Source organism: Streptomyces sp. NBC_00525 (genome assembly GCF_036346595.1).
Lineage (GTDB): Bacteria > Actinomycetota > Actinomycetes > Streptomycetales > Streptomycetaceae > Streptomyces.
In genome coordinates this window covers 2,130,329-2,145,112 of the sequence record NZ_CP107834.1, presented here as the reverse complement: position 1 = coordinate 2,145,112, position 14,784 = coordinate 2,130,329, and the positions used below count along the sequence as shown (strand labels likewise).

11 protein-coding genes are annotated in these 14,784 nt (G+C 71.4%); 4 read left to right on the top strand and 7 right to left on the bottom strand.

Annotated elements, in window-relative coordinates:
* Positions 1–86: 86 nt before the first annotated feature.
* Positions 87–281, top strand: coding sequence for a hypothetical protein (locus OG710_RS09455; RefSeq protein WP_111331202.1), 195 nt, complete (start codon positions 87–89; stop codon positions 279–281).
* A gap of 216 nt (positions 282–497) precedes the next feature.
* Here OG710_RS09455 and OG710_RS09450 read toward each other — a convergent pair whose 3' ends face one another.
* On the bottom strand, positions 498–686 hold the full coding sequence (locus tag OG710_RS09450; RefSeq protein WP_330238919.1) for a hypothetical protein: 189 nt from the start codon (positions 684–686) through the stop codon (positions 498–500).
* Between the two features lie 117 nt (positions 687–803).
* Positions 804–1,364, bottom strand: coding sequence for a hypothetical protein (locus OG710_RS09445; protein ID WP_330238918.1), 561 nt, complete (start codon positions 1,362–1,364; stop codon positions 804–806).
* Positions 1,365–1,566: 202 nt separating this feature from the next.
* Between OG710_RS09445 and OG710_RS09440 the strand changes: the two genes are divergently transcribed.
* The 3 genes from OG710_RS09440 to OG710_RS09430 are packed head-to-tail and all read left to right on the top strand — an operon-like array spanning position 1,567 to position 2,543.
* Positions 1,567–1,659 carry an LPXTG cell wall anchor domain-containing protein gene (locus OG710_RS09440; protein WP_330238917.1) on the top strand — a complete coding sequence of 31 codons (93 nt, stop codon included), beginning with the start codon at positions 1,567–1,569 and terminating at the stop codon, positions 1,657–1,659.
* Positions 1,652–2,284, top strand: a complete 633-nt coding sequence (locus OG710_RS09435) for an RNA polymerase sigma factor (protein ID WP_330238916.1) — start codon at positions 1,652–1,654, stop codon at positions 2,282–2,284. Before OG710_RS09440 ends, OG710_RS09435 begins: the two co-directional genes overlap by 8 nt.
* Complete coding sequence (locus OG710_RS09430; RefSeq protein ID WP_330238915.1) at positions 2,253–2,543, top strand: hypothetical protein; 291 nt, start codon at positions 2,253–2,255, stop codon at positions 2,541–2,543. Before OG710_RS09435 ends, OG710_RS09430 begins: the two co-directional genes overlap by 32 nt.
* 45 nt (positions 2,544–2,588) lie before the next feature.
* Here OG710_RS09430 and OG710_RS09425 read toward each other — a convergent pair whose 3' ends face one another.
* From OG710_RS09425 to OG710_RS09405, 5 genes are all read right to left on the bottom strand, one after another.
* A complete protein-coding gene (locus tag OG710_RS09425) occupies positions 2,589–4,430 on the bottom strand; it encodes a DUF1998 domain-containing protein (RefSeq protein ID WP_330238914.1) in 1,842 nt (613 codons plus the stop codon).
* Complete coding sequence (locus OG710_RS09420) at positions 4,427–7,642, bottom strand: helicase-related protein (RefSeq protein ID WP_330238913.1); 3,216 nt, start codon at positions 7,640–7,642, stop codon at positions 4,427–4,429. Before OG710_RS09420 ends, OG710_RS09425 begins: the two co-directional genes overlap by 4 nt.
* Positions 7,639–9,552: a UvrD-helicase domain-containing protein gene (locus tag OG710_RS09415; RefSeq protein ID WP_330238912.1), complete on the bottom strand. Its 1,914-nt coding sequence runs from the start codon at positions 9,550–9,552 to the stop codon at positions 7,639–7,641. Before OG710_RS09415 ends, OG710_RS09420 begins: the two co-directional genes overlap by 4 nt.
* Positions 9,549–14,315, bottom strand: coding sequence for a DEAD/DEAH box helicase (locus tag OG710_RS09410; RefSeq protein ID WP_330238911.1), 4,767 nt, complete (start codon positions 14,313–14,315; stop codon positions 9,549–9,551). The genes OG710_RS09415 and OG710_RS09410 overlap by 4 nt, the downstream gene beginning before the upstream one ends.
* A gap of 118 nt (positions 14,316–14,433) precedes the next feature.
* Positions 14,434–14,751 (bottom strand): hypothetical protein, encoded by a 318-nt coding sequence (locus OG710_RS09405; RefSeq protein WP_330238910.1) that lies wholly within the window; start codon positions 14,749–14,751, stop codon positions 14,434–14,436.
* Positions 14,752–14,784 lie beyond the last annotated feature (33 nt).

Genomic DNA, 14,784 nt, shown 5'->3' with positions numbered 1-14,784 from the left:
ACCCGCCGACCGGCAGGGGCGGATGGACGTGTGCCACCGCAGGGCCGGTTGCCGGTTCGGCGGTACGGGGAGGGGCGGGGGCGGCCATGGCCGAGGGCGACTGGGACGACGACAGCGCGTACAAGGACGCCGTCCAACGTGCCGAACGCACAACACGGTTCGGCTGGCTGACGATCGGGGCCACGGTGGGCACACTCGGCTGCGCCCTCCTCGCGGCCATTGGCGCGGTGGCGGTGATCGTCGTCCTGGCCGCCTACGCGTACATCGAGGCGCGAGGGTAGGGCGTACGGCCAAGGCGGACCGGGGGAGGGGCAGCGGGTCCTCCCCCGGAGCCCGTCTACTCGGGCCAGCCCCGTTCCGGCGGGCAGCCGTACCGGCCCCACCGCTCGGCGCCCTGCGCGGGCGGTACGGCCGGGCCCTCAAGCCCACGCACCCGAGCGGGCCTCAAGCCCTACAACGCCCGCCGGCCCTCAAACCCACAACGGACCGCGGCGCGCTCAGCCCCCGTACGGCCCCATCCCCTGGCTCTGCGCGTGGTTGTGCGCGAGGCCCTGGGCGTACCCCTGCTGTGCCGCCCCGCGACCTGCGGCGCCCTGCTCGCCGGAGCCGCCTCGCCGGCGCAGCACGAGCAGACACGCGACGAGGACCACGGCGACAACTGCCACGACGGTTACGGCTACGACCATGATGTTCCCCGTTCCACAGGAGCGACCGCGTCCCGGCCCCCGCTGGTTTCTCCCATCGTCGCTCCTCAGCGACCCGAACGGAAGGGCGATTCCGGCCCGATCACGCCCCCGCTCCCCTCAGAACCCGTGGTCGGGCCCGCTGAGGGACGCGGCGAACGAGGCGAGCGCCGTGAAGTCGTCGTCGCGCAGCCCGACGCGCGGATTGACGTGATGGAGGCGCGCGGGGGCCGTGTGGTGAGCATGTACGTAGGTCTCGTCGGCGTCGCTCTGCTCGTCGTCCACCCAGGCGAAGGGGCGGTCACCGGCGTACGCGAGCAGCGCTTCGGTCTTCCAGTGCACACCGTCGGACCGCTCGCGGAACAAGGCGTCACCGAAGTCCACGAACGGCAGCGCGGGCAGGCCGATCACCGGCCCGATCCACCGGTTCGCCTCGTCCATCCAGGTGGTGGCCCAGCACAGCTCGTACCCCAGCGCCAGCAGGGCCGCCCCATGACCGGGGTTGAGCCGGACCCGCAGCGGCTTCCCGCGCCGCAGCAGCCCGCTCGGCCCCGAGCCGCCGCCGTCTCTACCGGGACCCGGGACCCGGATCGTCGTATAGCCCTCGGGCCGCCTTTCGGGCTGGGCGGCGTACGGGTTCAGCGGCCCGTCCACATCGAGGAACAGCAAGGGCCGCGCCATCGTGCGTAACCCCCTGTCCGCTCCGCCGTGCGGTCGTCGCGATGCCGGAGCATATCGCCGGGCGGTGGCGGGAAAGGGGCTCTTCCGCCGGGCACGGGCGGGGCAGGATCGCGGGGCGTTCTTGTGGCGGCGAATCCTTTTCGGGGCGCGCGTCTCCTATATAGGTGTGCCGACGGACGTCTGCGTGAGTGGAGGAGGACTCGTGATCGTGGGAATCGCCATCGCCGCCGGGGCCGTGCTGCTGTGTACGTGCGGCTACTTCGTCGTACGCAGGAGGAGGCAGGGCCGTGGCTGACTCGTCCTGGCCCGGTGAGCAACTGGTGGTCGCGGCGCGGGACGGGGACGTCGACGCGCTGACCGCGCTGGTGTCGGGGGCGCATCCGAACGTACGGCGCTTCGCGCGCTCCCTCTGCGCCTCGCCGGAGGACGCCGAGGACGCCGCGCAGGAGGCCCTGATCATCCTCTACCGCAAGATCGGGATGCTCCGGGCGTCGGGGGCGCTGGCCTCGTGGATGTTCCGGATCGTCCGCAACGAGTGCCTGCGGCGGGCACGGGCGATGCGGGCGCCGGTGGCGCTGCCGGAGGATGCGCAGGGTTCCGTTCCCTCTTCCTATGCGCCCGCCTTCGGGGCCGCGTCCGCCTCCGCCGAGGACGAGGTGCTGCGGCGGATGGAGGCCGCCGAGGTGGCGGCGGCCATCGCGGCGCTGCCCGCCGATCAGCGCCGGGTCCTGATCATGCGGGACGTCCAGGGCTACAGCGGGCGCATGGCCGCCGAGGCGCTGGGCCTCAGCACGGCCGCCATGAAGTCGCGCCTGCACCGCGCCCGCACCGCGGTCCAGCGATCCCTCCGCCCCGTATCCGAACCCGAACCCACACCTGGAGGTGCCCATGACGACGCGGACCGGGGCCGGCGGCCCTGACTTCGCGAGCGTGACCCTGCCCCGTCATCTGGCCCGTGGCGCGGCCGGGTTCGGCGGCCTGGTCGGCGCGTTCGCGCTGCTTCCGCTCACCGGCCCGCTCAGCCTGCTGCTCCTGCCGGCGGGCCTGCTCGCCCTGCGCGGCTGCCCTCTGTGCTGGACCATCGGCCTCGCCCAGACCCTCTCCCGCGGCCGCCTCCGCCGCGACTGCGAGACGGGGGAGACGGGGGAGTGCCGGCTGCGGGTGGGGGACGGGGGGTAGAGGGCGGACCGGGGCCGCCCCGTTCGCAGGGCGGCCCCGGTCGGCTCAGCGCAGTGCCTCGTGGAAGAACCCTATGGACGGGTCCTCCGGCGTGCCGATCAGCAGAGCGCGGTCCAACAGGCCGTTGTTGTGCTCGCAACTGGTCTCCGGCAGGAGCACGCACGCGTGGCAGGCGGCCAGATTGATGCCGCCCACACCGCTGCCGGTGGACTCCACGCACAGGGGATCGGCCGAGCACCACTGGGCGCGACGCAGAGCCGAGTGCAGGGCGGGTTCCAGCCGGTCGGGCTCCCCCTGCGCGACCAGGCCGCCGAGGCTTCCGGCGGAGTCGCTGGTGGCCGTGCAGATGAGGAGTCCGGCCATCGAATCGTCCGCGTACAACCGCTCCCGGAGGGAGGCCGCCGGGTAACCGCCGTCCAGGCTCCACTCGTTGATCAGCGCGTGGGCCAGCGTGTGCAGGAGCACCATGCGGGCGTCCGCCGGGGAGTCGGGCACGTTCGCGGGGTCCTGGGCGCGCTCGCGCAGCATCCGGACATGGTTGGCGCGGATGCGGTCGGCACGGGCGGCCACGGCGGCACTGCGCGCCCAGTCGTCGAGGCGCTGTTCGTCCAGGCGCAGGAAGACGCCCTCGCCCTGGACCTCCATGGCCGGGAGCCAGTCCATCGGGGCGAGCGACAGTGCCGCCTCGTGGACGTCGGTGTGTGTCTCCGGTGTGTCGACGCGGGAGAACGCCTTCAGGGCGCGCACTTCCCGCAGTCGCTTGACCAGCATCGGCCCCGTCACCCCGTAGGGGGTCAGGATCGCTTCGGAGGAGCGGGGCGGCTCGCAGACGAACTGGTCCTCGTGGTCCGTCTCGCCCTCCGGCCTGCCCGCGACCAGCCGCTCGTACTCCTGCTTGCGCAGAGCGACGTACGCGCTGTCGACGCCCTTGTCCTCCTCCGACGCGTCGTCCTCGTGGTTCTCCGCCTCCAGGAGGGCCATGACCTTGTCGAGGGAGAACTCGTAGTCCTCCTGGAGCGTCAGGGCCTTCAGGAACCCAGCCATCTCGCTGGGGTTGTCCTTCATCGTGCGGAGGTCGTCCCAGTACGCCCCCAGGCGGGCGGCGTGTCCGTCGCTCCACGGGGGGATGGACAGGGCCGTCCGCACGATGGGCTGCCAGGCGACGGACGAACCGCGCTGGAGCGTGCGCGGCTTCTCCCCGCAGTGCTCGGCGGGCGCGTTCCCCAGCCAGGGGCGGCGACCGTTGCAGTAGACCTTCAGGTCCGACAGAGCCGTGCGACGGAACGCGCCCTCCATGGACACCTCGGGGATTCCGCAGGTGCAGGAGATGAGGATCGACCTGAGCGACGCGGTCTTGCCACTGGTACGCAGCCGCAGCTCACCGCCGCACAGTCCGGCGCCGCCGTCCTGACGATTGTTGCGGTGCGCCCACTTCCAGTACGGGAAGTCCTCGATGTGTCCCTTGGGACAGGCCATGACGAAGCGCGAGGGCACCAGTTCCTCGTGGCAGTCGCCGCATTCGTTCTTTCCCGGCGGGGAGTTGAACTGCCCGACGTGCTGGAGGGCATTGCAGCCGGGGCACGAGTGCCACAGGGGGAAACGGCGGACGTGGACTCCGTCCTTGCTGGTGTCGTCGGACGCCGGCGGGAGGCGGAAGGACTTCACGCCGAGGACACGGGCGAGCCGGTGTTCGTGGACGGTCGGCGCGTCGGTCATGTTCCACGAGTCGATGCCGCTCACCATGAACGACTCGTTGTCGACGGCGATCATCGAGCCCACCCCGTAGGTGGTGATCATCTGGGCACGTCGCACCGAGCCACGTCGCGGGTAGCTGCGCTCGGGTGCGCCGGCGCGGCGACGGCGGGCGGGGGGCGGGGGCGGGGTCATCGGGATGCCTCCATGAACAGGGCGGATTCGGCGTCGACGTCACGCAGGCTCCACAGGGTGGGCCATGCGCTCTCGTCCTCGCTGTCGAACGCGCTCAACAGGGACGGGGTCCGGTTGCCGCGTTTGGGTTCGTACAGGAGACCGCCGTTGGCCAGGGCCTCCGCCGCCCACCACGCCACGAACTCGTCGAAGGCGTCTGCCGTCGCCCGGTACTCGTCCGGAGCGACCGACTGCACGCGCGCGAGGAGCGCCGTGCGCACGACCTCCTCCAGTTCCGTACGGAACTCCTCGATGTGTCCGGCTCCGTCGTTGGGTGCCGCAGCCGGGATGAGGATGCGCGCCAGGGCGACGACCACCGCGTGCAGCCCCCGTTCACGGGCGCGGGACGAGAAGGGCGTGACGCTGGTCGACTCGACCTCCCGGTACAGCGCGGAGTGGAAGTGCTGGAAGCTCTCGTAGTGGGAACGGTCGCGGGACCGGGCGGAGTTCAGCATCACGGCGACGAGACCCGGATGGCGACGCCCGACGCGGCTGGTCGCCTGGATGTACTCGGCGGTGGTCTGCGGCTGGCCCATCACCGCCATCAGCCCGAGCCGGTCCACGTCGACCCCGACCGAGATCATGTTCGTCGCCAGCAGGACGTCCACGGTGTCCGGATGCGGCAGGCGCCGCTCCAACTGCTTGAGCCGCTTCGGGATGTCGCTGGAGTTGGCCCGGCTCGTCAACTCGGTCTGCTCCAGCACCTTGCGCCCGGGGAGGTCCCCGCGCGACGCCAGGTATCCGAGGTGCGCGTCGACGTCGTCGTGGACCTGGAGTTCGGCCGCGGCCAGCAGTCGGAGGCTGTTGAAGTAGCCGACGAGCGTCCAGTACGCGTCGCGCACCCCGTCGTCGGCCTCGGCGAGCGCGGCCCGGTGCAGCAGGTTCGCGTAGGTGCGGACGAGAAGGGTCGACTGGCTGGTGCTCGGGGTGAGGAGACCCACGTACAGCCTGCTCGCCTTCCGTTCCCTCGGGGTCTCCACCGCGAACCAGGAGTCGCGCGAGTCGATCCCGGCCGGGGGGAACTGCGCCACCTTGCGGTCGAAGAGCATCCTCCCCTGGTCCGAGGCACGGCGGATCGTGGCCGTCGACGCGATCACCTTCGGGCTGTCGGCCAGCAGGTCCACCGCGGTCTCGTACAGGCCGGTGAGCGTTCCGAGCGGGCCCGAGATGAGGTGCAACTCGTCCTGGACGATCAGTTCCGGGGGCGGGGTGCCGTCCGCGCGGTCCCGGTTGAAGAGGGCCGCGGTCTGCACCCGCCACGGCATCGCCGCGAACTTGTCGACGGTGGCGATCACCAGGGTGGGCCGGGCGTCGTAGACGGCCTCGTCGACGAGATGGACCGGCAGGCCGTCGCGGAAGTCGCACCAGTCGTCGGGGCAGCGGACGTGCATCCGCTTGGCGTCCTCGTCGACCTCGTACTGATAGGCGTCCAGACGGGTGCCGCACCAGGGACAGGCGTGCAGCTGTACGGGGTTGCGTTCCTGGAGATCCTTCTCCTTGCGCAGCTCGACCAGGCTCTTCTCCGCGTCCGAGAGCCGGTTGGGGGTGGCGGACTGGCCGACCCACATGCCGATCGAGATCGGCTCCGTGCCGAGCGCCTCCTCGCTGTCGAGCCGGAGACGTTCCATCGCGCAGATGAGGGCTGCGGCACGCTCGAACTGCTGAAGGGTCAGCAGCCGCAGGGTGTAGCGCATGAGTACGGTGACGCCGGCGCCCCGCTCCTTCAGCCGCAGACGGCGCAGGAACGTGGTGAACGCGATGAGGCCGAGGTACGCCTCGGTCTTGCCACCACCGGTGGGGAACCAGAGCAGGTCCGCCACCGCCCGGTCCTCGTGGTTCGGGTCGACGATGCCTTCCAGACAGAGCAGCACGAAGGAGATCTGGAACGGCCGCCACCGCCCGACGGTCTCGTCGGGTGCTCCCTCGCGTCCGTTCCGCACCCACTCGCTCCGGGCGCGCTGGTGCGCCATGGCGCGATTGGCGAGCCGGAAGGCCCGCATCGCGTCCGGGTTCTCCCCGAGCACCCGAATGCCCCGGCGCATGCGGACGTGGGCCGCGCGGCACTGCTCGATCCGCTCCCGCGCGGGAGCCTCGTACGGCGTGTCCCGGAAGCCCGCCGCCTCCTTCTCCGTGCGATCGATCCACTGCGCGTAGTCGGCCATCAGGTTGTTCAGCGCGGCCAGGACCTCGTTCTCCGGGCGGGTCGCCAGGCCGTGCATGGTGAGGGCGGAGTCGTCGATGTCCGGGTTCGAATCGGTCAGCAGGACCTCGTGGGCCGGCAGGAACTGGGTGCGCACGGCCGTGATCGCGGCGGGCGCGTGGTCCGGTGTGCCGATGGCCGGAGGGGTCCAGTCCCACTCCGCCGAGCAGCCGTGACCCATGGCGAACGTGGGTGCGTGCCGGTGGAGCAGGCGGCTCGTCGCCACCTCGGGGTCGTTCGCGCGACGGCCGGCGGGGCGCTCCACGAAGGCCCGCGCCCCCGTCGTCGTGGTCACGGTGAGACGGGGCTGGTAGAGGCAGTGCGCGTCCTGGAGTTCGCGCTCGCTCACCGTCTCGGTGTTGACCAGGGTGACGGTGACCGTGACCGTGCCGGCGACCGGCGGACGTACGAAGACCTCGATGCCCGCGCCTTCGCCCAGGGACTTCCGGTGCTGCTCGGGGACGGTGACATCGATCGTCACCGGTTCCAAGTCCAGGGCCCGCCGACGCCAGTGCTCCCGCTGGTCCGAGGTGCTGCGGGCCTCCGCCCGCTTGGCGGAGGTGGCACGCCCCTCGGGATCGACCGGGTCGTACCTCGCGGCCTCCGTGTGCACGACGATGCTCGACGCGACCGAGGGGTCGACGGCGAAGGTGATCCCCATGGACGACGGGCGGCGGTCCCCCGTACCGGCGGTGCCGAGATCCGGGGTCGACTCCTCGACGTCCCGGCTTCCGCGCAGGAGCGGGGCCTCGTCCAGTCCTTCGGTCTCCGCCTCGTCGTCGCTGCGAGCCTGCTCCGCCTCCCGGTTCGCGGGCCGGGGGAACAGCACCCCGACGGGGTACGCCGTGACCGGCGGGTCCTGGGTCAGGATCTCGTCGGGGGCACCGGGGCCCATGAGGTCCCGGCGCAGCTGATCGACGAGTTCCTCCCGTACGGCGTAGTGCGCGGCGTGCGGGTTCGACGCGTTGCTCATCGGTCGTTCTCCTCGTGTGTGTGCGCGTCGGTCCACCGGTGCCGGCCCAGCCCGGACAGCCGGGGGACCATCCACAGGCCGTGCTCGCCGAGACCCGCGCGGGCGCCGGACGCCGTGCTGCCCGCGACGGTCTCCAGACAGTCGACGCGGAAGCCCTCGATGCGCGTGGGCCAGGTGACGTCCCAGGTCTTGTTGATCTTGAGCGAGGTGTACAGGTCCTGCCGGAACCGCTCCGAGACGACGGCGATCGGACGGTCCCCGTGGAAGACCGTGTACGGCGGGCTCTCGTCCGAGGCCAGGGGCATCGCGTGCTGCAGGCGGAGTTCCAGCGCGTCCCCGGCGGCGACGGACGCGGCCAGGTACTCCTGCAGCGCCCCGGCGTCGTGCTCGAAGCCGTCGGTGCCCGGCGGGTGCTCGCGGGAGACGTCCGGGCCCGCGGCCGAGATGCCGTGGCGCTGGTACGACTTCCAACCACCGAGGTACAACCGGCCGGTGCGCCGGTCCTTGCGGATCAGGGCGGTCTCCGGCGCGTCGAGGCGGAACAGGTCGTCCCTGGGGCGCGTCATCGCGACATAGAGGGCCCGCGCCTCCGCGGCGGGGTCGATGTGGGTGTGCTGCTTGCGCAGCTCGGCCATCGAGGCGGGCTCGACCACGATCACCCGGTCGAATTCGAGCCCCTTGGCCCGGTGCACGGTCGACACCACGAGATCGGCCGGTTCGACCGCCGCCAGGTCGTCGGGGAACCTGCCCTGCGCCACCGCCCGCCGGACGGCGGACACGTCCAGCAGCCCCCTGGGCGCCCCCGCCGCGCCGCGCAGCGACCGCCAGATCCTCGTCCGGTCCCCGACCGGGGCGAGCGGCCCCGAGGGGAGCAGCTCCTGGAAGCGGTCCTCCGTCAGGGTCGTGGAGCCCGTGCCGCGCAGCACCGCGGCCACCCAGGCCGGCACCGGCCGGTCCTGGAGGTCCCGCTGGAGCCGGTGGCGCACACCGCGGGCGAACAGGGTCTCCGACAGCACCAGGGCCTGCCGGTTGTCCCGGCAGAGGATCGCGCACGTTCCCCGGAAGTCTCTCAGGGAGCCGATGGTGAAGGCGTCGTCGACGGCCCCGAACGACGGGCAGGTGCGCAGAAGGTCGGTCAGCTGACGATGGAGGTCCTCGCCCGCGGCCGCCGCCGCCGACGTCTCGGACGGCAGTCGCTGGAGCGAGCCGCCCAGCGGCAGCGCGAGACCCGCCTCCGGCGTGCGCGCCCGGAAGTTGCCGGACAGGTGGAGCTCCACCAGATCGTCCGGGTAGGAGGCCCGCAGCCAGTCGAAGAAGTAGTTCGTCTCCGCGGCGCGCGCGTCCTCGTCGGACACCTGGAAGCCGTAGATCGCCTGCGCCCCGTCACCGACCGCGGTGAAGCCGCAGTCGTCCTGGAACCGGTCGAGGAGCGTCTCCACCATGTCGCGCCGATCACCGACCAGGTCCTGGACCTCGTCGATCACGACATGGGCGGGGGCGCCCTGCTCGCTCTCCTCCACGGCACCCCGCAGGATCGCCTTCGTGGCCTCACCGATCCGCTCGTCGAAGCGCAGCGCGCCCCAGTCCCGGTCGGGCTGCTCGGCGCGCAGTACGGCGTACGCCCAGGAGTCGAAGGTCTGCACCCGGACCCGGCGGGCCGTGCGGGCATGGAGCGCGATCCGTTCCCGCAGCTCCCGCACGGCGGCCCTGGAGAAGCTGAGCACCAGGATCTCGCGCGCCTCCAGCGCGTCCTCCTCGTCGCTCATGAGCGCGTCGAGCCGGCGGACGAGCGTGTGCGTCTTGCCGGAGCCGGCGCCCGCCGTCACCAGGAGCCGGGTGTCCCAGGGCTGCTCGACGACGGCCCGCTGCTCCGGGGTGAGGGGAGGGCTGTCGAGGTAGGTGTCGGTCACTTGGCGCTCCACAGGTGCTCGAACCGGGTGAAGGCGAGCGCCTTGTCATAGTTCGTGATGTTGTCCCGGACGTTGAGGATCAGGCACTCCTCCTCGCCACCGTTCCGGGGCCCGCGCAGGCCGCGGCCGATCATCTGCTGGTAGACGTTCGGACTGTACGTGGGTCGGGTGATGACGACGGCCCTGGTCGCCGGGGCGTCGAAGCCCTGGGTCAGGACACCGTAGTTCGTCAGGACCCGCACCCGACCGCGTCGGAAGGCGTCGATGCTGTTCCGACGCTCTCCCGTGGAGGTGGCCGAGTCGACCGAGGCGGCGGTGATGCCCAGGCCCTTCAGCTTCGCCGCGAGGAGTTTGGCGTGCGCGACGGACGTCGCGAAGACGAGCACGGGCCAGTCGTCAGGCATGGCGCGGATCTCTTCGAGGATGCGCTTGTTGCGGTCCTGGTCGTCGGCGAGGCGCTGCTCGGCGGCCTTCGACAGCAGGCTCATCCGGTCGGCGCGTGTCTTCTCCTCCTGGGTCAGCTCGATGGTGCCGCCGGGCAGCTCCCGGTGCGCGACCCTCGCCAGCATGCCCAGTTCCTGCAGCTCCGCGTACGGGTCCCCGGACGGGAAGACCCCGTCGTCGAGCCGGGTGGCACCGAACCGCTGGACGAGGCGCTTGGTCTCGATGTCGTTGGTGTTGCGGAACGGGGTGGCGGTGAGCCCGAGCAGATGACGCTTCGTCTCGTGTGCCGTCAGCCCCAGGTGCGCCAGGATCTCGGTGTACTGCGGCGAGATGGCGACGTGCGCCTCGTCGACGATGACCAGGGCGGCATCGCGCAGCCAGCCGTAGGTCCCGGTGTGCAGACAGTTGCGGAGCTTGGCGTCGGTGGCGACGACCAGGTGCGGACGATCGGTGACCGGCCCGGCCTCGTTGGTCGTCCACAGCCGGCTGATCGTGAGTGGGGTCTCGGCCCCCACCTTCGACCAGACGAAGCTCCAGCTCTGCACGGCCTGCTCGCACAGCTCCTCGGTCTGGGCGATCCACAGGATGGGGCCGCTCAGCTCGCCCATCTGCTTGACCCAGCGGATGACGGCCTCCGCCGCGACCCGTGTCTTGCCCGCACCGGTGGGCAGCGACAGCATCCCGCGCTGCGGGGTGAAGCGATCGAGCATGGCGAACACCTTCGCCGCCAACCGCTCCTGGTAGTCGTGCAGACGCGGGAACTCCGTCGGACCCGGCACCTCGATCCGGGGCGGCAACGACGGGGTGCGCGCACCGGCGAAGGAGGCGGGGAAGCCGAGCTCCGAGACGAACTTCACGGCCGCGGACGACCCGGTGAAGCCGGAGGGGGCATGGGTCGGGTAGGCCGCCTGCAGATCCCTGACGTGCATCTGGAGCACCCCGTCGCCGTGCGCGTCGTACGCCAGACGCGCGATGCGACGCGGGGACGGCTCACCGCCCCCTGGCTCCGGCGGCTCGCTCTCCAGCAGGCCGGGCGGGAGACCGGCGCGCAACGCCGTCGCGCCGATCAACAGCTCCAGCTTCTCGTCCACACCGCTCGCCTCGCGGACGCGTCGCAGGGTCGTCTGCAACTCCTGATCGGCCTCCTGTCGGGCCTGCGCCTCGAGAACGGCCCGGCACCCGGACTCCTTGAGCCCCCAGCGCAGTTCGCGATCGACGGCGACCAGGGTCGCGAGACGGTCCAGGGAGTCCGGCACCAGGACGGTCGTGCCCTGCACCGCGCTGTCGAGCGGGGTGGTGGCGGACCCCCGGGGCGTACGCAGCACCTCCTCCAGCTCCGAGCAGCGCAGAAGGAGCTGGTCGTTCACGGTGGAGCCCAGGCGTTGGCGAAGCGTCGGGAACTCGTCCTTCAGGAGGACGGCCTCGCCGACCGCGACATGACGGATCTCCTTGCTGATGACGTCGGCATGCCGCAGCATCCCCCAGGTGCCGACCAGCAGTTCGGCGTCCTCGGCACTCCCCGCGAACAGCGCCGGGATCTGTTCGGCACGCAGCGCGCGGTACTCGGCCTCGGTCGCGGCGACGGCGATCTCGCCGTCCTCGCGGGTGCCCCACTCCGCGCCCACCCGGCAGCGGGTGAGCTGGTCCGGGAACTCCACTCCGAGTCGGGTCAGCATCACATAGGTGCGCCCGACGAAGGCGTCGTCCTCGCTGGTGAGGAGCTGTTCGAGAAGGCGGTCCCACTGGGTGGCCGGAACCTCGTCCACGACCACGGGAAGGTGCAGCTTGCGGGCCTTCTCCGCGCTGATGTCGGCGACGGGCAGCACATCCGCGTACGCGTGCAGTTGGGGGCCGACGGCACTCGCGAGCGGCACGATGCCCTGTGAGGTGGACACACGTCCGTATCGGTGCAGCATCCAGCGCAGCGGCGAGTAGATCACCTTGCGGGTCGATGCCTGGACACCGACCCGAAGGGTCCAGGTGTCGATGACACTGTCGTCGGGCAGCGCCTTGACGAAGGCCGCGCGGCCCTCGTCCGAGAGCAGTTCCAGCAGGTGGAGGGGGCCACCGACGGGGGAGCCCTCCAGCTTGATCCGGGAAGGCTGAGGGCGTGGGGCGTCACTGCTCAGCGTCTTGCAGTAGCTGTCGTACATCGCGGCCCGGTAGTCCTCGAACCACGACTCGTCGGACGGCCTGTGCCCGTGCGTGGGGCGGTCCCGCATGCCGAACTCGCGCAGCACGCGCAGGTCGTCCGAGTGGAAGGACGGGTCCACGGCGACCGACGCGTCCCTGGAGCCGTCGCCCGGCACGACCGGGCCCGGCAGCAGACACTCCCGCATCCGGTGGAACCGCCCGTCCGCGGTCCGCACGAACAGGGTGTCCGACGGGTCGGGCACCCGAGCCGTCACCTCGCCGCCGACCCGGCTGCCGCCCGCGCTGTGGAACAGCTCCCAGAAGCGGTTCCAGTCCTGCGGCCCGTAGTGGTCTAGGCCCTGTTCCAGCACCCCGATGAAGCGGCCCCGGGGGTCCGCCTCGCGGATGCCGATCTCGTTGAGGTCGTGGATGAGGGACTCGTCCTCCGAGAGCCTCGGGTCGATGTATGTCGTTCCGTCGCGCAGCCCGTCCCGCACCGTGCGGCGGAAGACCTTGCCCACGACGGGTGCCACCAGCCCGCTCTCCTCGGTCAGCACGATGCGCGCCGTGCGGGCCTCGGCCGCGAACGGGGAGGCCTCGCGGACCATGGCGGCCAGGATGCGGATCGCGACGGCGGACGCCTCCACCGTCTCCCCGACCACCAGCGCCTCCAGCCAATCGCGCACGGTCGCGCGGCGCAGCCCGGCCTCGTCCAGGATGTGCCCGACCTTGCCGGCGCGGAACTCGGCGGCCTCCACCGAGGGGTGGATCCAGTTCGCGGGCCGGCCGGGGCAGGCGCTCCACATCCGGAGCCATTCCTGCTTGATCGGCATCTTGTTGTGCGGGGCCGGATGCACGCGGATGTCACGGGGAACCCGCAGCACGCCGTCCTGGTCGGGAAGGGACGGATGCTCCGCGGCGAGCTTCCAGATCTGCTCCGTCAGGTACTTGTCCGCCCAGTTCAGGGTCTCCGATTCCTTGGTGCGACCGGGGAGCAGCGGGAGGTACGCGGCCGGGTCCTGCGCGGGCGCCAGATGCGGCAGGGATTCGACGACGAGGCGGGCGGCGACCTGAATGATCTCCTGGTTGAACGGACTGGAGTCCAGGAGGTTCTGTCGGTCCTCATTCGTCTTCCAGGCGCCGTTGAGCGCCCCCCGCAGCGTCATCGGGTACTTGGTGGGGAAGAACGACCAGAACTCGCCCCGGCCGCGCGGGGTGCTGAGCACGGTGTCGCCCGTGTACTCGGGGACGGCCCAGGAGATGTCGATGGTGCCCCGGTCGTGCATCTCGCCGGCGCTCGCCCGTGCGGTCCGGGAGGGCTGGTGGGCGTACGAGAACACCTTCCAGGCGGAGCTGGACCTGGGCCGGCCGGTCCGCGCCTCGTGAATGGTGTGCCGGAAGCCGTCGTGGTCGACGGTGATCTCACGGCGGATCGGCGGCATCGACCGCGTGTCCTCCAGGATCACGGTCCCGACGTGGTGGGAGAACAACTGGAACCCGGCGGGGAACTCACGGCCGCCCTGGCCCTTGTTCCCGGTGTCGTGGATGTCCTTGCCGAGGCGATCGGCGGCTCCGGGCAGCAGCGGGAGGCGGACCACCGTGGTGGCCCAGCCGAGCAGGCCGTTCAGGACGGGGTCCGCGAGCCGCTCCTTCTCGGCGTCCAGCGGTCGCGCCATGCGCAGGACGGGCGCCTCGAAGTCCTCGTCGGGGGCCGCGCCCCGCGCCTTCCGGATCTCCTCGTACGACCAGGCCCGGTCGAAGCCGAACGCCCCCGAGGCGCTGAAGAACTGGGGTGTGTCCGTCACGGCCAGGATCGACTTCACACCGACACCGAAGCGCCCGATCTGACCGCCGCGCTTCCTCGACACACTCATGCGGAGGATGGTCTCGGCGCCCTCGGGCGTGACCGCTGTGCCCTCGTTGGCGCAGTAGAGATGGGTGCCGGTGAGGACGACGTGCACCTTGCCGCCCGGTTCCGCGGCGATCTCGTCCGCCGCGTTCTGCACGAGCTCGAACAGTTGCCGGTCGCCATAACCGCCCTGAGTGATCCTGCGCTCGCCATTGGCGTGCTCCAGGATCAGCCCGGGGTCGACGCGATACGTCTCCAGAACACGCGCCGACTGTTCGAGGATCTTCCGAATGACGGGCGAGGCTCCCGAAGTACCCGTCACGTCGCTGTGGTTCAAGGTGTTCCCGTTTCATGGCAGTGGGATGGACGTGGGGGGAGCGGGGGCCGGCCGCAGCGGGGGTGCGGCCGGCCGACGTACTCAACGATAGGTGTGGACGCCGGACCGGACGCCGGGTTCAGTCCAGCCCGCCGATGACGATGACGAGCACGACGGTGCGGGGGAGACGGCGCCGGTACGGGTACCGCAGGTCGGTCCGGTTACGGGGACGCGTCGGGGCCGCCCGGCGGCTGCCGGGCCTGCGACGACGCGGGGGCACCGGGCCGGGGGTGTCCTCCGTCCGGGCGGCGTCCCGACGGGCGCGGAGAGCGTCGATGCAGGGACGGGTCCTGCCGATGGCGTCGAGGAACTCCGACCGCAACCACGGGTCCTCGAAGGAGTCGTACTGGTCGACGAGCCCGAATTCTTCGTCCGGGTCGTAATCGCTGGAACTCATGGGTGGCTGGAGCCCCCTGCTCTCATGAAATGG